The sequence below is a fragment of the Aquisalinus luteolus genome, assembly GCF_009712425.2.
In the GTDB taxonomy this organism is placed as follows: domain Bacteria; phylum Pseudomonadota; class Alphaproteobacteria; order Caulobacterales; family Parvularculaceae; genus Aquisalinus; species Aquisalinus luteolus.
The window spans coordinates 1,001,998-1,024,223 of record NZ_VCJR02000001.1 but is presented as its reverse complement, the minus strand read 5'-3'; the positions used below and the strand labels follow the sequence as shown (position 1 = coordinate 1,024,223).

At 59.4% G+C, this 22,226-nt stretch carries 23 protein-coding genes; 15 read left to right on the top strand and 8 right to left on the bottom strand.

Features of this window, described 5'->3' with window-relative positions; genetic code table 11:
- Window positions 1-56: 56 nt before the first annotated feature.
- From FF098_RS04670 to FF098_RS04655, 4 genes are all read left to right on the top strand, one after another.
- Complete coding sequence (locus tag FF098_RS04670) at window positions 57-1,961, top strand: copper resistance system multicopper oxidase (RefSeq protein WP_268235250.1); 1,905 nt, start codon at window positions 57-59, stop codon at window positions 1,959-1,961.
- Complete coding sequence (locus FF098_RS04665; protein ID WP_155137981.1) at window positions 1,961-2,782, top strand: copper resistance protein B; 822 nt, start codon at window positions 1,961-1,963, stop codon at window positions 2,780-2,782. Before FF098_RS04670 ends, FF098_RS04665 begins: the two co-directional genes overlap by 1 nt.
- Before the next feature lie 81 nt (window positions 2,783-2,863).
- Entirely contained in the window at window positions 2,864-3,418 is a 555-nt protein-coding gene (locus FF098_RS04660) for a DUF305 domain-containing protein (RefSeq protein WP_155137979.1), read from the top strand.
- Between the two features lie 11 nt (window positions 3,419-3,429).
- The gene (locus FF098_RS04655) at window positions 3,430-4,197 is read left to right on the top strand and encodes a MauE/DoxX family redox-associated membrane protein (protein ID WP_205967387.1); all 768 of its coding nucleotides are present in this window, start codon (window positions 3,430-3,432) and stop codon (window positions 4,195-4,197) included.
- Between the two features lie 27 nt (window positions 4,198-4,224).
- On the opposite strand, the gene FF098_RS04650 is transcribed toward FF098_RS04655, so the two are convergent.
- Complete coding sequence (locus tag FF098_RS04650) at window positions 4,225-4,887, bottom strand: SOS response-associated peptidase (RefSeq protein ID WP_166426329.1); 663 nt, start codon at window positions 4,885-4,887, stop codon at window positions 4,225-4,227.
- Between the two features lie 72 nt (window positions 4,888-4,959).
- Here FF098_RS04650 and FF098_RS04645 point away from each other — a divergent pair, with 72 nt between their 5' ends.
- The 3 genes from FF098_RS04645 to FF098_RS04635 are packed head-to-tail and all read left to right on the top strand — an operon-like array spanning window position 4,960 to window position 10,164.
- Window positions 4,960-5,547 carry an ImuA family protein gene (locus tag FF098_RS04645; protein WP_166426328.1) on the top strand — a complete coding sequence of 196 codons (588 nt, stop codon included), beginning with the start codon at window positions 4,960-4,962 and terminating at the stop codon, window positions 5,545-5,547.
- Window positions 5,495-6,955 carry a Y-family DNA polymerase gene (locus FF098_RS04640; RefSeq protein ID WP_166426327.1) on the top strand — a complete coding sequence of 487 codons (1,461 nt, stop codon included), beginning with the start codon at window positions 5,495-5,497 and terminating at the stop codon, window positions 6,953-6,955. Before FF098_RS04645 ends, FF098_RS04640 begins: the two co-directional genes overlap by 53 nt.
- The gene (locus FF098_RS04635; RefSeq protein WP_205967386.1) at window positions 6,952-10,164 is read left to right on the top strand and encodes an error-prone DNA polymerase; all 3,213 of its coding nucleotides are present in this window, start codon (window positions 6,952-6,954) and stop codon (window positions 10,162-10,164) included. The genes FF098_RS04640 and FF098_RS04635 overlap by 4 nt, the downstream gene beginning before the upstream one ends.
- A gap of 245 nt (window positions 10,165-10,409) precedes the next feature.
- On the opposite strand, the gene FF098_RS04630 is transcribed toward FF098_RS04635, so the two are convergent.
- Window positions 10,410-11,300, bottom strand: coding sequence for a LysR family transcriptional regulator (locus tag FF098_RS04630; RefSeq protein ID WP_155137971.1), 891 nt, complete (start codon window positions 11,298-11,300; stop codon window positions 10,410-10,412).
- Window positions 11,301-11,411: 111 nt separating this feature from the next.
- On the opposite strand from FF098_RS04630, the gene FF098_RS04625 reads away from it, so the two are divergent.
- The 7 genes from FF098_RS04625 (at window position 11,412) to FF098_RS17520 (ending at window position 17,142) form a co-directional block, all read left to right on the top strand.
- Complete coding sequence (locus tag FF098_RS04625; protein WP_155137969.1) at window positions 11,412-12,482, top strand: alpha/beta hydrolase; 1,071 nt, start codon at window positions 11,412-11,414, stop codon at window positions 12,480-12,482.
- A 39-nt stretch (window positions 12,483-12,521) separates the two neighbouring features.
- Window positions 12,522-13,262, top strand: a complete 741-nt coding sequence (locus FF098_RS04620) for a carboxymuconolactone decarboxylase family protein (RefSeq protein WP_155137967.1) — start codon at window positions 12,522-12,524, stop codon at window positions 13,260-13,262.
- Window positions 13,255-13,743: a (R)-mandelonitrile lyase gene (locus FF098_RS04615; protein ID WP_155137965.1), complete on the top strand. Its 489-nt coding sequence runs from the start codon at window positions 13,255-13,257 to the stop codon at window positions 13,741-13,743. Before FF098_RS04620 ends, FF098_RS04615 begins: the two co-directional genes overlap by 8 nt.
- A gap of 4 nt (window positions 13,744-13,747) precedes the next feature.
- Window positions 13,748-14,827 carry an alpha/beta hydrolase gene (locus FF098_RS04610; protein WP_155139401.1) on the top strand — a complete coding sequence of 360 codons (1,080 nt, stop codon included), beginning with the start codon at window positions 13,748-13,750 and terminating at the stop codon, window positions 14,825-14,827.
- 100 nt (window positions 14,828-14,927) lie between these two features.
- Window positions 14,928-15,419: a nuclear transport factor 2 family protein gene (locus FF098_RS04605; protein WP_155137963.1), complete on the top strand. Its 492-nt coding sequence runs from the start codon at window positions 14,928-14,930 to the stop codon at window positions 15,417-15,419.
- 137 nt (window positions 15,420-15,556) lie between these two features.
- A complete protein-coding gene (locus FF098_RS17525) occupies window positions 15,557-16,222 on the top strand; it encodes a carboxylesterase family protein (protein ID WP_205967384.1) in 666 nt (221 codons plus the stop codon).
- Between the two features lie 8 nt (window positions 16,223-16,230).
- Window positions 16,231-17,142 carry a carboxylesterase family protein gene (locus tag FF098_RS17520; protein ID WP_205967383.1) on the top strand — a complete coding sequence of 304 codons (912 nt, stop codon included), beginning with the start codon at window positions 16,231-16,233 and terminating at the stop codon, window positions 17,140-17,142.
- 9 nt (window positions 17,143-17,151) lie between these two features.
- On the opposite strand, the gene FF098_RS04595 is transcribed toward FF098_RS17520, so the two are convergent.
- The 6 genes from FF098_RS04595 to FF098_RS04570 form a co-directional block, all read right to left on the bottom strand.
- On the bottom strand, window positions 17,152-17,400 hold the full coding sequence (locus FF098_RS04595; protein WP_155137961.1) for a HipA N-terminal domain-containing protein: 249 nt from the start codon (window positions 17,398-17,400) through the stop codon (window positions 17,152-17,154).
- Window positions 17,400-17,744: a helix-turn-helix domain-containing protein gene (locus tag FF098_RS04590; RefSeq protein WP_155137959.1), complete on the bottom strand. Its 345-nt coding sequence runs from the start codon at window positions 17,742-17,744 to the stop codon at window positions 17,400-17,402. Before FF098_RS04590 ends, FF098_RS04595 begins: the two co-directional genes overlap by 1 nt.
- A 94-nt stretch (window positions 17,745-17,838) precedes the next feature.
- Window positions 17,839-18,726, bottom strand: a complete 888-nt coding sequence (locus FF098_RS04585) for an AraC family transcriptional regulator (protein ID WP_155137957.1) — start codon at window positions 18,724-18,726, stop codon at window positions 17,839-17,841.
- Window positions 18,698-19,681 carry a phytanoyl-CoA dioxygenase family protein gene (locus FF098_RS04580; protein ID WP_155137955.1) on the bottom strand — a complete coding sequence of 328 codons (984 nt, stop codon included), beginning with the start codon at window positions 19,679-19,681 and terminating at the stop codon, window positions 18,698-18,700. Before FF098_RS04580 ends, FF098_RS04585 begins: the two co-directional genes overlap by 29 nt.
- Before the next feature lie 18 nt (window positions 19,682-19,699).
- On the bottom strand, window positions 19,700-20,317 hold the full coding sequence (locus FF098_RS04575) for an acyl-homoserine-lactone synthase (RefSeq protein WP_166426326.1): 618 nt from the start codon (window positions 20,315-20,317) through the stop codon (window positions 19,700-19,702).
- Between the two features lie 80 nt (window positions 20,318-20,397).
- Entirely contained in the window at window positions 20,398-21,174 is a 777-nt protein-coding gene (locus FF098_RS04570; protein WP_155137951.1) for a helix-turn-helix transcriptional regulator, read from the bottom strand.
- Window positions 21,175-21,421: 247 nt separating this feature from the next.
- Between FF098_RS04570 and FF098_RS04565 the strand changes: the two genes are divergently transcribed.
- Entirely contained in the window at window positions 21,422-22,066 is a 645-nt protein-coding gene (locus FF098_RS04565; RefSeq protein WP_166426325.1) for a GntR family transcriptional regulator, read from the top strand.
- Window positions 22,067-22,226: the final 160 nt, after the last annotated feature.

The following is a 22,226-nucleotide window of genomic DNA, read 5'->3' as shown; positions in this document are numbered from 1 at the left end:
AATGACACATCCGTGTCCGCAATTTGCCCTTCACCCTGACGAGAGAGATGACCCTCATGGTTTCCAGAAGACAATTCCTATCCACCTCCCTGCAGGCAGGTCTCGTGCTTGGTGCGACGAGCGTGCTGCCCGCCTGGGCTTTGCCGGCCAGCCGGGGCAATACCGGGCTCAACGCACTTTCCGGCAATCGCTTCGATCTTGTCATCGACCGTTTCCCGGTCAGCGTCGATGGACGAACCGCCCTTGCGACAGGCGTAAACGGCACGCTGCCCGCTCCGCTGCTGCGATTCCGTGAAGGCGATGAAATCACGATCAATGTCGCCAACAGGCTGGACGAGGACAGCTCCATACACTGGCACGGCCTGCTGGTGCCTTTTTACATGGACGGCGTGCCCGGCGTGAGCTTCCCGGGCATCCGGCCCGGCGAAACGTTCCGGTATAAATTCGCGGTGCCGCAAAACGGGACCTATTGGTATCATTCCCATTCCGGCCTGCAGGAACAGCTTGGCCATTACGGCCCGATCATCATTGACCCGAGGGATGCCGATCCGGTCGATTATGACCGGGAATATATACTCGTCCTCTCCGACTGGAGCTTTGAGGGTCCGCACAGGATCTTCAAGAAGCTCAAGGCGATGAGCGAAAGCTACAATTTCAATCACCGAACTGTCCCGGACTTCGCGCAAGACGCCGCGGAGGAAGGCTTCAACGCCGCCTTCGAGCAGCGCGCCATGTGGGGCGGAATGCGCATGTCGCCGCGTGATATTGCGGATGTCACGGGCGCGACCTATCATTTCCTGATCAATGGCCATGCAACCGCCGATAACTGGAATGCTGTTTTCAGTGCCGGGGAAAGGGTCCGCCTGCGGATCATCAACGCATCGGCCATGACGATCTTCAATGTCCGTATTCCGGGCTTGCCCATGACCATCGTGCAGGCGGACGGCCTGAATGTGCAACCGCTGGAAGTCGATGAATTCCAGATGGGCGTTGCCGAAACCTATGATGTGATTGTCCAGCCGCAGGATGAGAAGGCTTATGCCTTTACGGCAGAATCCATCGACCGCTCGGGACAGGTCGTCGCCACGCTCGGTCCTCGCCCGGGAATGAGAGCACAAGCACCGGCGCTGCGCCCCGTCCCGACGCTCACCATGAAAGACATGGCCATGGATCACGGGGCCATGGACATGGGGGGCACGGATATGGGCGGCGGCATGTCGATGGACGGTACCAAGAACGATACCGGCATGGCTGACATGGATCACGATATGAGCGGCCACGACATGCAGGGCCACGATATGGCGTCGATGGGTGGCGGCGGCGATGTGAAACGCGGGCCCGGCGTGACCAAGCTCGCTGCCATGCCGAGCGGCCGTCTCGATGAACCGGGTCTCGGGCTGGAAGATGTGCCGCACCGGACCTTGCGCTATTCGCAACTGAGAAGCCTTGAACCCAACCAGGATACAAGGGCCCCGGAACGGGAGATCGAGATTCACCTGACGAGCAACATGCACCGCTATATGTGGTCGTTCGACGGGGTAAAATTCTCCGAAGTCACCGAGCCGATCATTTTCCATGAAGGCGAGCGTGTCCGGATGACAATGGTCAACGACACGATGATGAACCATCCGATTCACCTGCATGGCATGTTCTTCGATCTCGTCAATGGCGGCGGCAACCACCTGCCGCGCAAGCACACCGTCATCGTCAAACCCGGCGAAAAGCTTTCGGTCGATATCTCGGCGGAACATGTCGGAGATTGGGCATTTCACTGCCATCTGCTTTATCACATGCATGCAGGCATGATGCAGGTCGTCTCGGTCTTGCCGTCCGGCAAAACCGAGCATTCGATGTCGCATGACGGCCATCCACCACGCCATAAGACGCCGATGCAGACGGACGGTATGCAAGACCCGAACATTCAAGGCCACGACCATCACAAAATGGGAGGGGAGCACTGATGAGACAGGTAATCAGAACACTGAGCCTATCCGCCTTGACGGCGAGCCTGCTCGCCGGAACTGCCGCCTATGCCCAGGACCATCATCATGAAGGCGAGGCAGGCAACGCCCCCTGGTCCCAGGCAGATGCCTATTACGATCCACAGGACATGGCCGAGTCCCGCAATAAGGCCCAGCATCATGCAGGCGGTCAAACCTTCTGGTTCGTCATGGCCGACCGGTTTGAACTCCAGTTTACGGACGATGAAGAAACCGGCGTCTGGGAGGCCCAGGGGTGGCTCGGCGGCGATATCAACAGGCTGTTCGTCAAGACCGAAGGCGAATACAGTCTGGAGCACGACGAAATCGAGGATGCCGAAATTCAGGCGCTGTGGTCACGGGCCGTCTCTCCTTACTGGGATATTCAGACCGGCCTTCGCTACGATATCGAGCCAGACGGCAAGGCCCATGGCGTGTTCGGCGTACAGGGCCTTGCGCCATATCTGTTCGAGGTCGATGCCGCCACGTTCGTTAGTGATGACGGCGATGTCACCGCGCGGGCGGAAGTCGAATATGAGTTCCTGCTGACCCAGCGCCTGATCCTGCAGCCACGAGTGGAGGCGAATTTTTCCTTACAGGATATTCCCGGGCGCGGACTCGGCAGTGGCCTGACCGGGGTCGATGCCGGGATGCGATTGCGCTACGAAATCCGCCGTGAATTCGCGCCTTATGTGGGCGTCGAATGGCAGGGTTCATTCGGCGATACCGCCGATATTATCGAGGCGGCTGGCGGCGATGCGCAAGGGACTGCGCTGGTTGCCGGGATAAGGGCGTGGTTTTGATCACATCGTCACCAGACGGAACCCCTCGCGGGCTAATCCGTTGTCGGGATACCCCGGTCCCGTATCGGAAAGGAGACAAAAATGGATAACAATTCGCATTACTGGCGCTTCGCGGCGATGATCGGCACCTCCATGGTGGTGATGTTCATCCTGATGTATTTCAACACCTACGCTCTCGAGCATGTGCGCTGGAGCGAAACGCGCTTTTACATGACATTCATCATGGGCGCGGCAATGGCCTTGGTCATGCTGAGTTTCATGCTCGGCATGTATAGCGACAAGAGGATCAATGCCGGTATTTACATCGCCAGCGTCGTCGTCCTGATTGCCGCCTTGTACCTGGTGCGCAGTCAGGCAACTGTCGGGGAGCGCTCTTACATGAACGCGATGATCCCGCACCACTCGATTGCCATCATGACCAGTGAACGCGCCAATATCGAGGATGTCCGCGTGCAGGAACTGGCCGACAAGATCATCCGTGCCCAGCGCCGTGAAATCAAGGAAATGGAGTGGCTGGTCTCGGATATCAGCCGTAACGGCATAGCGGCCACGCGAGACGAGGCTGATGCGCGCCCGGTCCCGGCGTTCGAGGGAGACCTTGCCCCCGATGAGCCCTCGGGCTCGCAGATAGAATGAGGAACCGATTTATGCTTCACAAAATCGATGACAGTAATGCAAAGACCGCCACTCTCTATCGCATGGTCATGGCGGAGCATGTCTGCCCCTACGGACTGAAATCCAGATGGCTGCTGGAGCGCAACGGCTTCACGGTGGAAGACCATCACCTGACAAGTCGCGCGCAAACCGATGCCTTCAAGGAAAAGCATGGCGTCAAGACAACGCCCCAGACCTTTATCGGCGGTGAGCGCATCGGCGGCTACGAAGCGCTGAAAGCCCGGCTGACCGGAAAGACAGAAGACAAGGACAAAACGACCTATACGCCCGTGCTGGTGATTTTCGGCGTCTGTGCGCTGATGGCCTGGGCCGCCAGTTACTGGGCAACCGGCAATATAATATCGCTGCGCGGCATCGAATGGTTCGCAGCCTTTTCCATGTGCGCCCTGGCGATCCAGAAACTGCGCGATGTCGAGAGTTTCTCGACCATGTTTCTCAATTACGACCTGCTCGCCAAGCGATGGGTGCCTTATGGCTATGTCTATCCTTTCGGCGAAGCAATTGCCGGTATACTGATGATTGCCGGGGGCGTTTTCGGCCTGATCGGGGCGCCGATTGCTATTTTTATTGGCACGGTCGGCGCGGTCTCTGTCTTCAAGGCGGTCTATCTCGACAAACGCGAGCTCAAATGCGCCTGCGTCGGGGGACAGTCCAACGTGCCTCTTGGTTTTGTTTCCCTGACTGAAAACCTGGTCATGATGGCGATGGGGCTCTGGATGATCATCAAATGGCTCCTGTAAGCCCCGCCCACGATGGAAAGCTGTCGCTTAAAGTACCGGCTCAATAAGATCGGGAGAATTGTTCCTGACATTTCCCACGTCGCTGCTCACGGTATAGGTTCTCAGGAAGTCAGACTGTACACGGATGGCCAAACCTTGAGCTTCATCCCACGCCGCATCCAGCCAGCGATCGACATCCTCTCGCTCCAGGATCACCGGCATTCGATTGTGAATTTCCGCCATCAGATCATTCGGCTGTGTCGTCAGGACGGTATAGCTGTCGATCCCGAGCATGCGGTTCTGCGTCCACAATCCCGCCAGCAAGATCGGTTCGCCGTTCTGCCGCCTTATCGCGAAAGGCTGCTTTGACTTGCCTTTCCGCTTCCATTCGAAAAATCCCGATACCGGGATGACGCATCTATGGGCCTTCAGGAGTGGCGCGAATGAGTTCTTCTCCTCGACTGTCTCAGCTTTGGCATTGATCATCGAATATCCGATCTTCACGTCCTTTGCCCAGGACGGCAGAAGTCCCCAGCGCAGCGGCCGGAGCACCTTCTCGCCATCCTCCATGAAACAGACCGGCACCATATGGGTCGGCGCTATATTGTAATTGGGCGCAAAGTTGCTCGCTGGCGGCGCCGTGAACAGCTTCAACTGCTCGCGATACATCGACCAGGACAGGCTTTCATCCGAGAATTTGCGTCCGCACATATGAAGCTCCGATGATATTCTATCACATATGATGCTTGACGCGCGCCTTGGCAAAATCAGATCATGGGTGTGATGAGCGATCTTGCCGGCACCGATATCATCTACCCTGAGCGCGGCCGCGTGCATGAGCTGAGCGGCATGAGCGCGGACATGGTCGCGCTGTTGGCGGCCGGTGAGGGACAGAAACTGCTTTGCGGCCCGCCCGGCTGGATCGCCTCCATCCACCCGGAAGGTCTCTCTCTTTATGCCGATCCGGCACAATTCCTCCAAATATCGTGCCCGCTCAAGGCCGACGCCCTGTGGTCCACTGAGACGGCGCTGCGCTCTGGCAGCGTCGATAGTGTCATTGCCTGGTTCGATTCGACCCCGGATCTGACCAGCTTCCGTCGACTTCAGCTGGCCGCCAGGGAGGGCCATAGTCTGGGCCTCCTGATCGTCGCCAGACCCGCCGTCAGCAGCGCCGCCGAGACGCGCTGGCACTGCCTGCCGGCGCGGCCCGAGAACAATGACTCGACTCTGATCCATCTGTCCCTGCACAAGAACAAAAAGGGAACAATTGGAAGCTGGAACCTGCATGTTAAAAGGGCAAAGAGTCATCTCGATCTGGATGCCGCGCCTGCCGGTGAACCGCGCAGGCCGGACCGGCATACCGGTCGATGACTGGCTGTTCGCGCTGACGCAGGAGGAAAAAGGCGCCGTCCGTCTGTCCTGCGTGAACCATCATGCCAGCAAGGCGGGTCTCGCCGCGGGGATGAGCCTGACCGATGCCAGGGCCATCGCCCCGGCGCTGGTGACATTGCCCGCCGAGCCGCGCAAGGATGCTGCCTTCCTGTCCGCGCTACAGCGATGGGCCGAGAAGTTCTCGCCCTGGACGGCCTGCGACGGCGCGGACGGCCTGATCCTCAACATCACCGGCTGCGCGCATCTGTTCGGCGGCGAAGAGGCGATGCTCGCCCTGATCCGCCAGGAGCTCGCGGACTTCTCCATCGACGCGATGGCAGGAATTGCCGATACAAAGGGCGCGGCGCGCGCCGCCGCGAGGTTCGGGGGCACGGGCCGGACCATCATTGCCCCCGGCGAGGCGCGGGCCGCGCTTGCCCCCTACCCCGTCGAGGCAATGGTCGCCGATGACAAGACCCTGTTCGATCTCAAACGGCTCGGCCTGACATCCATTGGCGATCTCTATGGCCTGAAAAGCGCCGAGCTTGCCCGAAGGGTCGGCTTCGGCTTCGTGCGCGGGTTCGAAAAGCTGTTCGGCAGCGCCGCCGATCCGGTGATCGCGCAGACCGCGCGCCCCACCTATTCGGCGCGCATGTCGTTTCCCGATCCTATCGGGCTGATCGATGATGTCGAAGAAGCGCTGCGTCGCCTGACCGCTCAAATCTGCAAGCGTCTGGTCGAACATGATGACGGCGCGCGGGCTTTCGAGCTGACATTTCAGCGCACCGACAAAACCGGGACGATCCTGTCGATCGGGCTGGCGCGGCCGTCACAAACACCGGACCTCGTGATCCGGCAATTTGCCCAGAAGATTACCAGGGTCGATGCCGGGCTCGGCATCGATGTGATGCGCCTGCGGGCAACTGTCACGGAGCCTTTCAGGCCGGTCCAGCAGAGCTTTGCGGGCCCGCAGAAGCAAAGCGAACTGGAAGAGCTGATCGCCACGCTCGGCAACCGGCTGGGCTTTGACAGGGTGCTGCGCTGGGAGCCGGTCTCCAGCCATCTGCCCCGCCGGTCGTTCCGCCTGGTCTCTGCCGCCGGCAAGGCCAGGTCGGTATCCTTCGAGCCGCCAGCCTCTTTGCGCCCCTTGACGATGGTCGGCCCTGATCTGGTCGAGATTACCGCGCCCGGCAGGCCGCCCAAGGGCTTCGTCTGGCGCGGTGAGGGTTTTCAGACGGCCAGCGCAAAAGGCCCTGAGCGGATCGGCCATGAATGGTGGCTGGGCACACAAGGCGATGCGATCCGCGATTACTGGTCGGTCCAGACCTGCCAGGGTCCGCGCCTGTGGCTGTCGACCCGCCCCGACCTGAAGCCATCCATATGGGAGGTGGCGGGAGTGTTCCCGTGAGCTATGCGGAACTCGGTGTCATCTCAAATTTCACCTTCCTGACCGGGGCCTCTCATGCCGAGGAACTCATCGAGCGCGCCTGCGAGCTTGGCCTGCCGGCGATTGCCATTGCCGATACCAACTCCTTTGCCGGTAGCGTGCGCGCCCATGCCGCCGCGCTCGAAGCCGGTATTCAATTTATCGTCGCAACACGGATCGTCCTCGCAGGCGGCGAGCAATTCATCGCCCTGCCGCAAGACCGGGCGGCCTATGGGCGGCTTTGCCGGCTGCTGACCGTGGGCAAGCGCCGCGCGAAAAAAGGCCATTGCACGCTGCATCTGCATGATCTGCTGGAATGGGCTCAAGGCTCGGTGCTGATCGCGCTGGAGGCGGGTGAAGACAGCCTGCGCCAACTGATCGAGAGATTTCCCGATCATCTCTATTTGGCGCTCAGCCCCGCCTATGACGGCAATGATCCGGCCCGCTTTGCCGAAAGGGCCGCGCTCGCCGACACTCTGTCCCTGCCGCTTGTCGCCACCGGCAATGTCATCATGCACCGGGCCGCGCGGCGGGCGGTCGCCGACATACTGACCTGTCTGCGCGAGAAGACCAGTATCGACAGGCTCGGCCGCCGCGCGCTCCTCAATTCAGAGCGCCGCCTGAAAAGCCCGTTCGAGATGCACCGTCTGTTCAAGGCCTTTCCCGAGGCGCTTGCGAACACGATGCGGGTCGCGCAAAGCTGCCGTTTCTCCCTGGCCGAACTCAAATATGAGTATCCGGATGAAGTCACGGACGGAAAGCCCGCCCTTAAAAAGCTGCGCGAGCTGACCGATGAGGGGTTACATCAGCGCTATCCCGACGGCGTGCCGCTGGAGGTCCAGGAGACGGTCGAGCGCGAATTCTCGCTGATCGCCCAGCTCGACTATGCGCCCTATTTCCTGACCGTGCATGACGTGGTCGCGTTTGCGCGCACTCGCGGCATTCTGTGCCAGGGACGCGGCTCGGCGGCCAATTCGGTGATCTGCTATGCGCTCGGCATCACCTCCGTCAGTCCCGAGATCATTACGATGGTGTTCGAGCGGTTCGTGTCCGAGGCGAGGAACGAACCGCCCGACATCGATGTCGATTTCGAGCATGAACGCCGCGAGGAAGTGATCCAGCATATCTATGACAAATATGGCCGGCACCGTGCCGGCATCTGCGCGACCGTCATTCATTTCCGCTCCAAGGCCGCGATCCGCGAAGTCGGCAAGGCGATGGGCCTGTCCGCCGATGCGCTCATGGCGATCTCCTCGCAAATCTGGGGCTGGTCTGACGCGGCGCCCGCCGAAGACAGGCTGCGCGCGGCGGGCCTCAACCCTCACGATAGGCGCCTCCGCCTGACGTTGAGCCTGATCCGCGAGATTATCGGCTTTCCCCGGCATTTGTCGCAACATGTCGGCGGCTTCGTCATCACGCGCGACCGGCTGGACGAGCTGGTCCCTGTCGAGAATGCCGCCATGGACGATCGCACCATGATCGAATGGGACAAGGACGATATCGATGTGCTGGGCCTGCTCAAGGTCGATGTGCTGGCGCTGGGCATGCTGACCTGCATCCGCAAGGCCTTCGATCTTCTGGAAGACTGGAGGGGGGTGCGCTATTCCCTTGCCAGCCTGCCGCAGGAAGATCCCGCCGTCTACGCGCAGATATCCCAAGGCGACACGACTGGCCTGTTCCAGGTCGAATCCCGCGCGCAGATGTCGTTCCTGCCGCGCATGCGCCCCAACTGTTTCTACGACCTGATCATCGAGGTGGCGATCATCCGGCCCGGCCCGATCCAGGGCGATATGGTGCATCCCTATCTGCGCCGACGCCGGGGCGAAGAAGAGATTGTCTATCCGTCTCCTGAACTCGAAGAGGTGCTTAAACGCACGCTCGGCGTGCCGCTGTTCCAGGAACAGGCGATGCGCATCGCGGTGGTCGTGGCCGGCTTTACCGCCGGCGAAGCCGATGCGCTGCGCCGCGCGCTCGGGGCGTTCCGCAAGATCGGCAATGTCTCGGATTTCCAGGACCGCTTCATAGCGGGCGCGATCAGCCGCGGCTATGAGCCCGAGTTTGCCGAGAAGTGTTTCAAGCAACTGGAGGGCTTTTCCGGATACGGATTTCCCGAAAGCCACGCGGCCTCCTTCGCCCTGCTCGTCTATGCCTCGGCTTGGCTGCGTCATCATCATCCGGAAGTCTATTGCGCCGCGATCCTCAACTCCCAGCCCATGGGCTTCTATGCGCCCGCCCAGCTGGTCGCCGATGCGCAGCGTCACGGGGTTGAGGTCCGCCCGGTCGATATCAATGCCAGCAGCTGGGATTGCGCGCTGGAGCCCGATGGCAAGGGCGGGCTCGCGGTCCGGCTCGGCTTTCGCCAGATCAAGGGCTTCAAGGAAGATGATGCGCTCTGGCTGGTCGCGGCGCGCGGCAATGGCTACCGGGATGTCGCCGCGCTCTGGCGGCGCGCCGGGCTGCTGCACCCCGCTATCGAGAAACTGGCGATGGCCGATGCCTTCGCCTCCATCGGCATGAACCGGCGCGAGGCGCTCTGGCATGCCAAGGCCGTCGATACGGGCACGCCGATGCCGCTCCTCGGCGATCCCCCGGATGAAGACAGGCAAGCCTCGGGCCTGCCGCTCATGTCGCTGGCCGAGGAGGTGTTCGAGGATTTCGTGTCGGTGCGCCTGAGCCTGAAGGATCATCCGGTACGGCTGGTCCGGGACAAGGCCGGGGGCAATCTGACCCATGCCAGAAACTTGCGCGATGTGCCGCAGAACAGCCGCGCCACAATCCTCGGCGCGGTGATCACCCGCCAGCGGCCGGCCACGGCGAGCGGCGTGATCTTCGTCACGCTCGAAGATGAGACCGGCTCGGCCAATATCATCGTCTGGCCAAAGACTTTCGAGCGCTACCGCCGCGAGGTGATGCAAGGCCGTCTGTTACGCATTACCGGCAAGGTGCAGAAGGAAGGGCTGGTCGTCCATGTCATCGCGGACAGGATCGAGGACCGGTCCGATCTGTTCGACAATCTCGGCCAAAGCGGCCAGTCCCACATCGACATGACCTGGTCCTCGGCCGATGAAGCAAAGCGGCAGATCCCGGACAGCCGCCAGAGTTCGCGCCATCAGGAAAAGCCCGACCCCGCCCCGGCAACGCATCCGCGCATCCAGGCCAGGAGGCTGTTTGCCAGCCGGGATTTCAAATGACCGAGATGCTTCCCCATAGCTTGATAAATTGTCGATTGCAGGAAGGATATCATCCATATCCAATATACAGCTCCCCCAGGATCTGAGGGGGTATAGTGATGCCTAAGAGTAAATGCTGTTCCGCGTTATTTGATATGGTAGCATCCTTAGGCTGATGAGGCGTGAAACAGAAAAACAAGCCAATTTGCCCAAGACACTTAAGACAACCAGGAAACACCTCGCCCGGCTCGAAATTGCCATATACTTCACTTGCACCGAAGTGCGTTTAATACGAGCGAAAAAGCCGGCGTAGGTTGGCGGCGGCTCGGGTAGTAGAGATGGAATCCGGGGAACGAAGGACACCATTCATTCAGCACTCTGATTAGTTTTTTCTCAGCCAGGAGATTTTCTACATATGGCTCAGCAATGTAACCGATGCCCATATCCTCTAGCGCCGCATCCAGAACCAGTGATGGCGTATTGAAGACTATACCGCCATCCGTGCGGAAGTTGATTTCCCGACCGTTTTTTTCAAACTCCCAGGTAAATAAGTCACCATGGGTCTGCGTACGTCTGTTGATGCAGCGATGATTCGTCAAATCATCTGGCACTTTTGGCTTTCCGTGTTTTGCGAAATATGCCGGTGAACCAACGACCGCCATTCTCAATTCAGGCCCTATCCGTACAGCGATCATATCCTTTTCAATACTCTCCCCCAATCTGACACCTGCATCGAAGCGCTCTGCCACGATATCGACCATTCGCCCCTCGGTGATTAATTCGAGTTTGATATCAGGATAGTCCTTCAATAGCGGAACCAGCTTTGGCCACAAAATGGTATCGGCTGCGAGCTGGCTGGAATTGATACGGACCGAACCCGCAGGTTTTTCACGAAAACTCGAAAGTGCCGCGAGTTGGCCCTCGATTTCGGCAAAAGCTGGTCTGAGGGTCTTGGCAAGTTGTTCACCAGCCTGAGTGGATGAGACGGTTCGGGTTGTACGCGTCAACAAGCGTACACCGAGACGTTCCTCAAGCCGTCTTACCGTATGGCTGAGCGAGGACTGGGAAACACCAAGCCTTGCCGCGGCGCGTGTGAAGCTCGCCTCTTCCTCGACGGCAAGGAAAGCCAGTAAATCCCCAAGCTCATCCCGCTTCATTCATGACTCCTATTAATAGGTCCATGCGTTTTTAGCCTATAGTACGGCATAATCGCAATTGTTATCCTTCCATAGCACGGACGATCAATACCCAATCGCCAGGAGAGATGAATGGCATTATCGGCACTAAAAGCGATCATTGTAGGAGGAATTTTTGCGCTGGGTTTCGGCAACGCAGGCGCTGAAAACAAACCAAACAATTCACACGGGCTGGTTTATCGGAATGCGATCTCCGAGAACGTTCAAGGCAATGTCAATATTCATCCGGTTTCCTATCAACTGAACGGGCTCAATATCGCGGCCAATGTCTATACTCCGCCCGGTTATGACGCCGAACACTCCTATCCGGCTATCATTGTGGCCCACCCCAATGGCGGCGTGAAAGAACAGGTAGCGGGCCTTTACGCGCAACGCCTGGCCGCAAAAGGGTATGTGACCATAGCCGCTGATGCTGCCTATCAAGGTGCAAGCGAAGGCCAGCCCCGCAATGTGGACAAACCTGCATTTCGTATCGAAGACATTCGCGGAATGGCGGACTTCATCAGCCAGTATGATGGCGTCGATAGCGCCAATCTTGGTCTTTTCGGAATCTGTGGCGGCGGCGGATACTCTTTGGCGGCAGCACAGACAGACAAGCGTTTCAAGTCCGTGGCGACACTGAGCATGTTCAATAGTGGGCTTGTTCGGCGGAACGGGTTCATGGATTCGCAGATTTCGACGATTCAGGAGCGATTGACGGCAGCCTCAAGGGCCAGAGCGCAGGAGGCTGCCGGAGGAGAAATCCAGTATAGCGCTGACGCAACGCCAACCGATGAGGAGATCGCCGCCCTACCGTTCGAGCTCTATCGAGAGGGCTATGTCTATTACGGAAAGACACACGCCCATCCGAATTCGACCTTCCGGTATACGACCAGCAGCCTGATCGACTTGATGCAGTCCGATGCGCGCGACCAGATCGAGCTGATCAATCAACCGCTCCTGATGATCGCCGGCGATTCCGCAGACACGCTCTATATGTCGCAAGACGCCTTTGCGCTTGCGACCGGCACGTCTGACAAGGAGCTGTTTCTCATCGAGGGTGCCTCGCACATACAGACCTACTGGAAGCAGCCTTATGTCGATGCCGCGATGGAACAGCTGACAAGCTTTTTTGGTCGCACGCTTGCCACGGGGCAGCAGTAATAGACCGTACTGGAAACTCCTGCATAAGGAAAATTGAGAATGCGCATAATCACTGTTTTGATTTCAACGATCATCCTCATATGTCCGGCACACGCCGGAGCAGCAGACCCGGCCAAGTCCGGCCTATCTGAAGAGCAGACACATATTGTGCCGATCGCTGCCTTTACTGCGGCCGGGGATATTGAAAAGCTGGAGGCGGCGATTACAGAGGCCCTGGATGCTGGCGTGCCAGTATACGATATTCGGGAGGTCCTTATACAGATGTATGCCTATGCTGGGTTTCCCAGAAGCCTGAATGCATTGACCGCTCTGGCAGACATTCTGGAAACGCGCGAGGCCAGTGGAATTGAAGACAGGCTCGGCGAAGACGCCACCCCTTTGCCTGAAGATACCGACATGAATGCCCTCGGCAATGACGTCCGCAATCAGATTACCGGGCGTGATATGACAACCAATTCTGCAAAGTATGCACAAATCGCCCCTGTCATCGATGTCTATCTCAAAGAGCACCTGTTCGGTGACATTTTTTCCAGAGATGTCCTTACACATCAGGAAAGGGAACTTGCAACCATCAGCGCCCTCGCCGCCATGAGCGGCGTTGAAGCTCAATTGAGAGGGCACTATCGTGTCTCGCTGACCACCGGGTTGACGCCGGAGCAACTATACCATTTCACCGATATCCTGCGTGATCGTGTCGACCCGCAAACGGCGGCAAAGGCACAACGCATACTTGAAGAAGTCCTGCAAGCAAGGACTGAACAGGGAGCGAGCAATGAATAACTCGGTACTTCCATCGATTCTGGCAACGCTCGTTTTCGTCAGTGCCTGCTCAGCGCAAGAAGTCTCTGCTGATGAGAATGGCCTCAGCGTTACGCGCTATGCGGCACAGAACACCACCGTCGCCCCTACTGAAAACTTTACCGGAACAGCCAAGGTCTCTTCCCGTTTCTCGTCAGGTCGCGACAATGGGTATGGCGGCGCAATAGTCGAGTTCGAACCGGGGGCGCGCACAAACTGGCACACACATCCGATGGGCCAGACACTGATCGTAATTTCCGGCACCGGACGTGTGCAGTCTGATGGCGAACCATCAGAGGTCGTTCAGCCCGGAGACGTGGTGTGGATACCGCCCGGCGAGCGCCATTGGCACGGAGCGTCGCCCGATAGCCCGATGTCCCATGTCGCCATAGCAGAACCTCTCGATGGCGTTCGCGTTGAATGGATGGAGGCAGTCAGTGAAGACGAATATCTCGGTCGCTAGGATCATGCCTGATCGCACCCTTTTGGCTCTGTTCCTGGTTAGCTGCCTCGCGGCAGTGACTGCCTGTTCGAGTGCAGAACCACGCGAGCAAGAGAGCCTTGTAATTGCGGAACAAGGGAGTTTCGCCGCAGGCGGAACAGTTCGAACAGAACCGGGCGAGTTCAATCCGCTCGATCCGTCATTGCCGGCTGGTCAGACGTATCATGGGGATCATGCCTTTGTGTCGTACCAGCTGCCAGCAGATGCACGCCCCCTGCCCATCGTGATGTGGCACGGGTTTGGTCAATTCTCGCGCACCTGGGAAACGACACCGGATGGGCGAGAAGGGTTTCAGACACTTTTCCTGCGCCGTGGGTACGGCGTTTACCTGATAGATCAACCACGAAGGGGCGATGCCGGGCGCGGCATGGAGGGTACGACAATAACCCCCACGCCGGACGAGCAGTTCTGGTTCAACGTTTTCCGCGTCGGCGTGTGGCCAGACTATTTTGATGGCGTTCAGTTCGCGCAGGATGAGGAAACGCTCAACCAGTATTTCCGGTCGATGACTCCGGACACAGGCCCTATTGAGCCGGACGTCGTGACAGACAGCGTCTCTGCCCTGTTTGACAGGATCGGTTCCGGCGTTCTGTTTACGCATTCCCATTCAGGCGGTTTTGGCTGGCTGGCCGCAACCAGGAATGAAAATATTCGCGGGATCGTCAGCTTTGAACCCGGCAGCGGGTTCATCTTTCCTGAAGGCGAAGTGCCTGAACCGATTCCGAGTTCGGCTGGCGAGCTTTCCGCAGCTTCCGCGCCGATGGCCGAATTCATGGCTCTCACCCGCATTCCGGTCATCATCTATTACGGCGATAATATTCCTGCCGAGCAAAGCCCGCTCCCCGGCCAGGATGGGTGGCGCGCTCGTCTAGAGATGGCCAGGCTCTGGGCAGACACGGTCAATCGCCATGGCGGTGATGTGACGCTCGTGCACCTTCCGGAAATCGGAATCCACGGCAATACGCACTTTCCGTTCTCCGACCTGAACAACGTAGAAATCGCTGATCATGTTTCCAGGTTCCTGACGGATAAGGATCTGGATTAAAAAAGGACGAAGCTGAACCTTCGGTATGAGAGCCAGAAGCCTGACTTTTCAGATCGTCATTAAGAAGAAAAAAAACGAAACGCACAAAAGGAAAATGACCATGTCAAAAATTCATTTCGTCGCCTATGCCTTGCTGATCATGGGAACGCTTATCCCAAACGCCTCAGCTCTGGGGGCGGACAATCAGTCCAACGTCGCAGACGTTGATAGCGAGCAACAGGCGCTGCTCGAGCTCTCAAGCCAGAAATGGGACTGGATGGCGGAAAAGGACGTCGGGAAACTGGAAACGCTGTTCGATGCGAATGCCAAGTTCGTCCATATGAGTGGCACCTGGAAGACCGAAGCAGAACTCGACATCATTGAATCGGGTAGAATTTGGTACAAAAATGCCGATGTTCACGATGTTGCAGTCGAAATGTTCGGGGATACGGCAATAGTCTGGAGCCGCATCACGTTGGTGGCTGTGGTTGGCGGCAATGAAGTCTCCAATGAGTTCACCGTGACCGAGGTCTATCAGCACAAAGATGATATCTGGAAAATGCTTGCCCTGACATTCAGCAGTGTCAGGGATACACACAGTATTTCCCACTAAGGATAAACGTGAAATTCCCTCAGGGGTTTCGGCGCATCCACACTTCGTCCACAGGTCTGCAGGCGCAGTCCTGGATTGGACCAGAGCCTGGTAGCAAGTCATCGACAACGATAATTATCAAAAAGACAGGAAATGACATGGTCCGATTTGCATCAATCCTCACGGTCGGCATTGTACTTGCCGTCGCCAGTGCCGCCGCACAAACCGTCAATGTTTCATCAGGAACACTTCATGGTGCGACTGAAGGAAATGTCTCCAGCTTCAAGGGCATTCCCTATGCGGCGGCCCCAACTGGCGACTATCGCTGGCGCGCACCTCGACCCGTCCAACCATGGGACGGGGTAAGAGATGCCACAGCTTTCGGATCTGATTGCCCACAACGTTCCTTCGGCCCGCCTCCTGCGGAAGGCGAAGCGACTAACTCAGAGGATTGCCTGTTTCTCAATATCTGGAAACCAGCTGACATTGAGCCTGAAGCAGAACTTCCTGTCATGGTTTGGATACATGGCGGGGCGTTTGTCTTCGGTTCAGGTGCGCAAGCCTCGTTCTCAGGGGAGCAATTTGCGCAACGGGATGTGATCCTGGTCACCTTCAATTATCGGCTGGGACGTCTGGGCTTCTTCGCTTTTCCCGCGCTGAGCGAAGAAAATCAGGACCGCCCGACTGGCAACTTCGCCTATATGGACCAGATCGCCGCGCTGGAATGGGTGCAACAGAACATCGCAGCTTTCGGTGGCAATCCGGACAATGTTACAATTTTCGGCGAGTCCGCTGGGGGGGGGTATCGGTACACACACTGCTGACAATTCCGATGGACCGTGGCCTGTTCCACAAGGCAATCAGCCAGTCCGGTGGCAGCCGGGACGGCGTCCTCACTGGCCGACCGCTCAGCGAGGACGGTATCGACACGCATTACCCCGTGTCTGCGGAAACGGCAGGCATCAATTTCGCCCGCCGCCACGATATTGTGGGTGAGGATGCGGCGGCGCTTGAAAAGCTGCGCGCTCTTTCGGCGGAAGAGATTGTTGATAATGGTCAGGAAACTGCAGGACCTGGCGGTCCCATCACCTATTCAGGACCGATCCTCGATGGTCGTCTCGTCGTTGAAACGGCGCAAAGCGCCTATGAAGCTGGCAGGCAGGCGAACGTACCGCTCATTATAGGCGCCAATAGCGCGGACTTTGTCGGATTCATCAGTGCCGATACAAAAGACGAACTTTTCTCACAGTTCAGCCACGCGGAAAAAGCTGCAGAAATCTATGATCCGGAAGGAACAACGGAACTGGCCACCCTGCTGGTCATGGCCGGGACAGACAAGGTTCAGGCTGAGCCTGCCCGTTTTGCCGCACGCGCATTCGAAGACAAGGGTGCTCCGGTTTACGTTTATCGCTTCGGCTATGTGCCGGATGCGATGTCGGAACGCTGGCAGAACGGTGCACCTCACGGGTCGGAAATTGCTTATGTCTTCGACACGCTCAACGCCTGGCCGGGATCGACTCCATCGCCGGAAGACGAGGATGTAGCGCGTGCTCTCAACAGTTACTGGGCCAACTTTGCCAAGTCCGGTAATCCCAATGGGGAAGGTCTACCGGTCTGGCCTCAATATCAGCGAGAACGCGAAGAAATTCTCGTAATCGAGGCAGACGGTGAATTCATTGGCCGGGAAGACCCGTGGAAGGCACGGCTCGATGTAAGCGAAAGGGCAGCGGATGCTCAGCCATAGGTGTTGGTTTCAGCGACCCCATGGGTCGGGAGCCGAATCCCCGATCGCGCCGAACATTTCGCATTCCTGATCGGGATAGAACCGTCCCTTGCCGACAGCCAGCGCCGGCTCAAGCGCAAATCGCTCCTCATTGGCAAGCCAGCCTTCATGATATTCGAAGCTGACCGTCTCGCGACCCCGGGACGGCGCGCGATGGAGCGTTCCGACGCGATGGGTGCCGCTCGGCAGGCTGACATGGACCTCCACGGGATCGGCCATTATGTCTCCTGCCCGCGACGCGCGCCGGCACGGCGCCTGGCCGACGGGCTTGTCAGCTCCAGCCCGAGCCTGTCGCGTGCGGCATCGGCAAGCTCGCCGACACCGCCCGGAAGGCCAAGCGCATTGAGCACCGAGGCATAGATACCGATACTGACAGCCGGATCACCCTCCTCGGTGCGCTTGAGTGTATTGCGCGACGTAAGCGCTAGCTCCGCTACCACCTGAGCGGAGAGTTTTCTGCGCTTCCGGGCGTCGAATATATCGTCCCCGCGCTTTTTCAGTGCCCGGCGAAGCGCTAGGGGCGGACAATGAGCGTCGGCATGATTGCTACCTTCATTTATCATTTAACCCATAATATGCTCTACGAAGGTTACATTCCGAACCGGCTCCCGGGCACTCCGGCAATCGCCCTGTTCGATGAAACGACGAGTCGGCCCGCTATCGTCTGCGTTCCCGGTACCGTGACGGCGTAACCCCGACCATCCGCCGGAAACTCTCCGAGAAATGCCCATGACTGGCAAAGCCGAGCCCATGGGCAATCGTCGTGATGGTCGCCTCGGAACCGGCCAGCAGCGCGCGAGCGTGGGCGATGCGGCGCTCCAGAACATAGCGATGCGGCGCGACACCGGCCGATCGGCGAAAGGCACTCGCGAAATGATGGGGGCTCAGCGCCGCAAGCCCGGCGAGCTCTGCCTGGTTGATCTCGTCACCCAGATGGGTCTCGATGAAACCAGCCACGCGGCGCAGGCGGCGATCCGAGAGCCCGCCGCTTGTGTGGGCAGGTCTGCCGCCGCGATAGTGTCTCAACAAATGGACAGCGAGCACGATCCCGATCGAGGCGAGAAAGCCGCGTCCGGACCATCCGCCAAAATCAAGCTCCAGGCGCAGCTTGGCAATGATCGTGTCGATATCCGGGTCGCGCAGACCCAATCGCGAGCCGACGGGCGTTTCATCCTGCAGACCGGTCTCAATGCGCAACTGCTCAATGAGGGCGTCATCGAAGGCGACGGCGAGAATGGTCGGCCTGCCGGCCCAACGTGACCGGCAGGGACGCCCCGCCGAAAGGATCTGCGCCGAATTCGGCAAGAGAAAGTGACGCTGCGGATCCGTGCCTGGAGGATACCATTCCAGGGAAACGCAAGCGCTTTCGATCACGGCGATGGTGATCTGCGCCGCGCCGAGCGCGACGCCGTCATTGGCCGCCAGCTGCCCGCGGGCGAGCGTCACGCCGCCCGCCTCAAGCCGGGCCGAAGGCACAAACCCGCGCGAAGATCCGGTGCCGGCAAAGTCGATCAGCTCATTGTCCCGCCAGCGATGGCCCGCCATGATCGCGGTCTCCAATTGCGGCCCGGCCCTCGCTTGGCGGATTCTTCGACGCCAGGGCCTCGTCGTCCAGGGCGGCGTAATAATCGCGCATCAGAGCGTAATGCTCCTCCTTCAGCGCGTCGGTGAAGGCAAGATGATCCGGCACCGGACCGTCCTTGAGCAGGACGCTCGGGCACTGACCTTCATAATTGCCGAGGCTGGGCAGATGCTGGCGGTAGCCGACAAGCGCCGCCAGTTCGGGCTCGAAATGCCGCGCGATGGGCGGCGGATAGGCGAGCCACTGATTTTCCCAGGGCTTAAGCCAGCCGAGGCAGTAGGACATGATCAGTCCGCGCCGGGGCTGTGCGCTGCGATTGGCACCGCCCGAATGAAGTGTCGAACCCAGAAACAGGCAGGCCGAGCCGCGCGGCATGATCGCCGACACGGCCTCCCCGTCCGGCAGCAACGCCTGCGGGTCGGCGCGATGGCTGCCCGGCCACAGCCGTGTCGCGCCATTCTCGTGGGTGAAGTCGTCGAGCGCCCACATCACATTGACCATATATTCCATTTCACCCTTGGGCCCGGCCCACATGTCCTGGTCGCGATGCGGGGCCTGGACCCGGGCGCCTGGATGGATCTCGATCGCCTGGGTCAGATTGAGCTGAAGGCACTGACACCATGATCCCAGAACACGTTCGGCGACGGCGAGGACCGCCGGATGGAGGGCGAGAAGCTGCGACTGGCGCGAGCGCTTCAACAAACCGCCGAAGCGTTTGGTCTCGGCGCCGTAGAACAGGCCCCGCCCGAACGCCGCCGCCTCGAAATGAACATCGAGGTCGGCGCAAAGAAGGTCCGTCGATCCCGGATCGAGCAATCCCGGCACGATCAGATACCCCTCGGCGAGAAGCCGGGCAGCGAGCCGGTCGACATTGATGTCGGCCGCAAGATTCTCGTCTATGCTGGTGATGGATGGCATGTGACTATCTCCCATTGATCAGGCGGCAAGCCGCGATCCGGACAGGGACAGGCGCGGCGCCGCTGGTTCGCACTGCCATTTGCGATCCAGCAGGGACGGCGTGTCGTCATCCATGTGAATCTGGACAGCGCCGGCCATCGCGTCATCGATCGTGGCGGGCATGCCGAGCAGCGTGCAGCGCCAGCCGGCCGACAGCAGGTCGGTCATGAAGGCGATGTGGCAGACGGCCGTATAGCTCGTCACACCGGCGCTCGCGGCGTAATCGATAATGCCGCGCGCCAGGATATTGCGCGCCTCGACCCGTTCGCGTTGGCGCAAGGGCAGGCATAGCCGCGTAATCTCCCGCACCCGCTCGCCGCGCGGTATGGCGTTCTTGCACAGTTCCGGGAACAGACTATCGAGAAGATGCGCCCGGTCCGTGCGCAGGAGACGCAGCGAGGCGACATGCCGGTCGGCCTCGTCGGAAAGCAGGAGATATTCCGCGTCTCCGTCGTCGAAACCGTCACGCTCCTCGCCATTCTCATGGGCGAGGTCCCAGTCGAAAATGTCGACGAAGAGTCTCTTGCGGTCGCGATGCATCGATCGCAGGAGTTCTGTATGATTGTCGGCATTGTGCCGGTCGATGAGGCGAAGCATATGGCCCTCCATGTTTTACCCCATGGAAGGTCGCTTGTTCAGGGCGCCGCGTCATTGTGCCGATCGGCACATTGACGGTCCTAGCGCAGGGCGTCGACAAGCCCGATCCGGCCTTCGAACAGTACCCGCATGACGACCTGCATGCGGCTGCCGACCTCGTAATGCTCACGCGCGGCCTCGATGTGACGCTTCACCGTCCCCTGCGAGATTCCCAATATCCTGCCGATTTCCCAATCGGATTTGCCCTTCGCGGCGAGCAGCACGCAATCGAGCTGACGCTGCGTCAACGCTCCCTTGTCCGATAGTCTTGCGTCCGGACAGGCGTTGACGACCATGGCGCGCGCAGCCTGGAAGGCAAAACCGCCGACGAGCTGGGCCATCCCAAGATTGGCGCCCGGCAGGTCGCGGCCTGTCGCCATCGCGAAATTGCAGCTGCCATTGGCCTCGCCCGGTACATGGGCCGGTACGGTGAAGCCATCATCGATCCCGGCCCTGATCGTCTGCTCACGGATGTCGATATGAGCCGGGGTCACCGGAATGAGTTCGGGGATCTCGGACCAGCAAAAGCCGATATTGGTCCGCTGGCTCGCCAGCAGCACCGGGTCATTGGCGACAATATTGCCGGCAATATACTGCTCGACCCAGCTTTCGGGATAGGTGGCGAGCGCGACCAGCCTGCCCTCCTCCATATGCGTCAGTGCCTGGCTGTAACCGGTCAGATCGACATGATGGATGAGCGCGAAATAGTCGAACCCCATCTCCATCGTGATACAGGCCAGCAGCGCGCGCAGGTCGGATGGCCGGCGCAGGTGTCTTGCTTCATCCACGAAGGCCTGGACGGTTTTGAGTCGGGACATCTGTCGCTCCTCTTTTCCGGCGGCTTGAAACGGCGCCGCGCCAAGGAATGATCGCAATGAAGACGGAACCGGATACAACGCGAGCGGGAAGTCAGGAGAGCCCTTTGAGCGCACACAGTACCTATCTTCGGTAGAATCTTGAAGCGCTAATACAAACTACCGGTTAATTTTCGCCATCACCGGACAGACGCTGCCGGCGCAAAACAGACCGATGGCAGGTCAACGGCACAGCAACACAGTGAGGCCGATGGCAGGGCGCATATCGATAACCGAAAGCCTGTATGGCACGCTCATGGATCGCGTCCTGACAGGCGCGTTCAGTCCCGGCAGCCGGATCGACGTCAACGAGATCGCCGCGAGGGACGGCGTCAGCCCGACGCCTGTGCGCAACGCCCTCAACCGGCTGGTCGGCGCCGGGCTCATCGTCTCGCAGTCAAATGAAGGCTTCTTCGCGCCATATCTGAGCGAGCAGGAGCTTCGCGAGTTCTACGACGCCAGTGCAGCGCTGCTCGGGCTCGCCATTGCGCGCGGGCCAGGCGCAAAAAAATCGCCCGCCCCCTCCCCGACCACTCCGGCACATGAAGAGCACACACTCCGGCAACGCACCGAGGCGGCGTTCCTGGAGATCATGCATCTGGGCAACAATGGCCGGCTAAGCGCGGCGCTCGCCGACATCGCCCTGAGACTCAGACCGGTGCGAGCCCATGAAAGCGCCCTGATCGCCAATGGCGAGGCAGAGCTGCGCCGCATCCTCCAGGCGCATGGAGCCTGCGACTACACCGAGCTGGACCGCCTCATCGGCGCCTATCACCGCCGCCGCATCCGCCTGGCGCCGAAATTGCTCACACGCCTGCACCATCGCGAGACCGGCCCCCGCACTGACCACCCGTGACCGCCCCCAAATCCGCTATACGGACAATATCTACAAAGAATATTCTCAGCACAGACCAACCATCTGAATCTACAGGACAATATTCCGGCGATTATCCGACGATTGCTTAGGAATAGTCGTCCCCGGCGCATAGACTCGATCCTGCCATGATCCCCATGGC

Coding starts and splice junctions, on each gene's coding strand:
- FF098_RS04640 (WP_166426327.1), top strand. CDS start 5,495: ATGCCGCGCCTGCCGGTGAACCGCGCAGGCCGGACCGGCATACCGGTC.
- FF098_RS04650 (WP_166426329.1), bottom strand. CDS start 4,887: ATGTGCGGACGCAAATTCTCGGATGAAAGCCTGTCCTGGTCGATGTAT.
- FF098_RS04595 (WP_155137961.1), bottom strand. CDS start 17,400: ATGGCCGATCCCGTGGAGGTCCATGTCAGCCTGCCGAGCGGCACCCAT.
- FF098_RS04565 (WP_166426325.1), top strand. CDS start 21,422: ATGGCAGGGCGCATATCGATAACCGAAAGCCTGTATGGCACGCTCATG.
- FF098_RS17520 (WP_205967383.1), top strand. CDS start 16,231: ATGGACCGTGGCCTGTTCCACAAGGCAATCAGCCAGTCCGGTGGCAGC.
- FF098_RS04585 (WP_155137957.1), bottom strand. CDS start 18,726: ATGGCGGGCCATCGCTGGCGGGACAATGAGCTGATCGACTTTGCCGGC.
- FF098_RS04625 (WP_155137969.1), top strand. CDS start 11,412: ATGGCATTATCGGCACTAAAAGCGATCATTGTAGGAGGAATTTTTGCG.
- FF098_RS04620 (WP_155137967.1), top strand. CDS start 12,522: ATGCGCATAATCACTGTTTTGATTTCAACGATCATCCTCATATGTCCG.
- FF098_RS04665 (WP_155137981.1), top strand. CDS start 1,961: ATGAGACAGGTAATCAGAACACTGAGCCTATCCGCCTTGACGGCGAGC.
- FF098_RS04630 (WP_155137971.1), bottom strand. CDS start 11,300: ATGAAGCGGGATGAGCTTGGGGATTTACTGGCTTTCCTTGCCGTCGAG.
- FF098_RS04610 (WP_155139401.1), top strand. CDS start 13,748: ATGCCTGATCGCACCCTTTTGGCTCTGTTCCTGGTTAGCTGCCTCGCG.
- FF098_RS04580 (WP_155137955.1), bottom strand. CDS start 19,681: ATGCCATCCATCACCAGCATAGACGAGAATCTTGCGGCCGACATCAAT.
- FF098_RS04605 (WP_155137963.1), top strand. CDS start 14,928: ATGTCAAAAATTCATTTCGTCGCCTATGCCTTGCTGATCATGGGAACG.
- FF098_RS04660 (WP_155137979.1), top strand. CDS start 2,864: ATGGATAACAATTCGCATTACTGGCGCTTCGCGGCGATGATCGGCACC.
- FF098_RS04670 (WP_268235250.1), top strand. CDS start 57: ATGGTTTCCAGAAGACAATTCCTATCCACCTCCCTGCAGGCAGGTCTC.
- FF098_RS04645 (WP_166426328.1), top strand. CDS start 4,960: ATGAGCGATCTTGCCGGCACCGATATCATCTACCCTGAGCGCGGCCGC.
- FF098_RS04590 (WP_155137959.1), bottom strand. CDS start 17,744: ATGATAAATGAAGGTAGCAATCATGCCGACGCTCATTGTCCGCCCCTA.
- FF098_RS04570 (WP_155137951.1), bottom strand. CDS start 21,174: ATGTCCCGACTCAAAACCGTCCAGGCCTTCGTGGATGAAGCAAGACAC.
- FF098_RS17525 (WP_205967384.1), top strand. CDS start 15,557: ATGGTCCGATTTGCATCAATCCTCACGGTCGGCATTGTACTTGCCGTC.
- FF098_RS04655 (WP_205967387.1), top strand. CDS start 3,430: ATGCTTCACAAAATCGATGACAGTAATGCAAAGACCGCCACTCTCTAT.
- FF098_RS04575 (WP_166426326.1), bottom strand. CDS start 20,317: ATGCTTCGCCTCATCGACCGGCACAATGCCGACAATCATACAGAACTC.
- FF098_RS04615 (WP_155137965.1), top strand. CDS start 13,255: ATGAATAACTCGGTACTTCCATCGATTCTGGCAACGCTCGTTTTCGTC.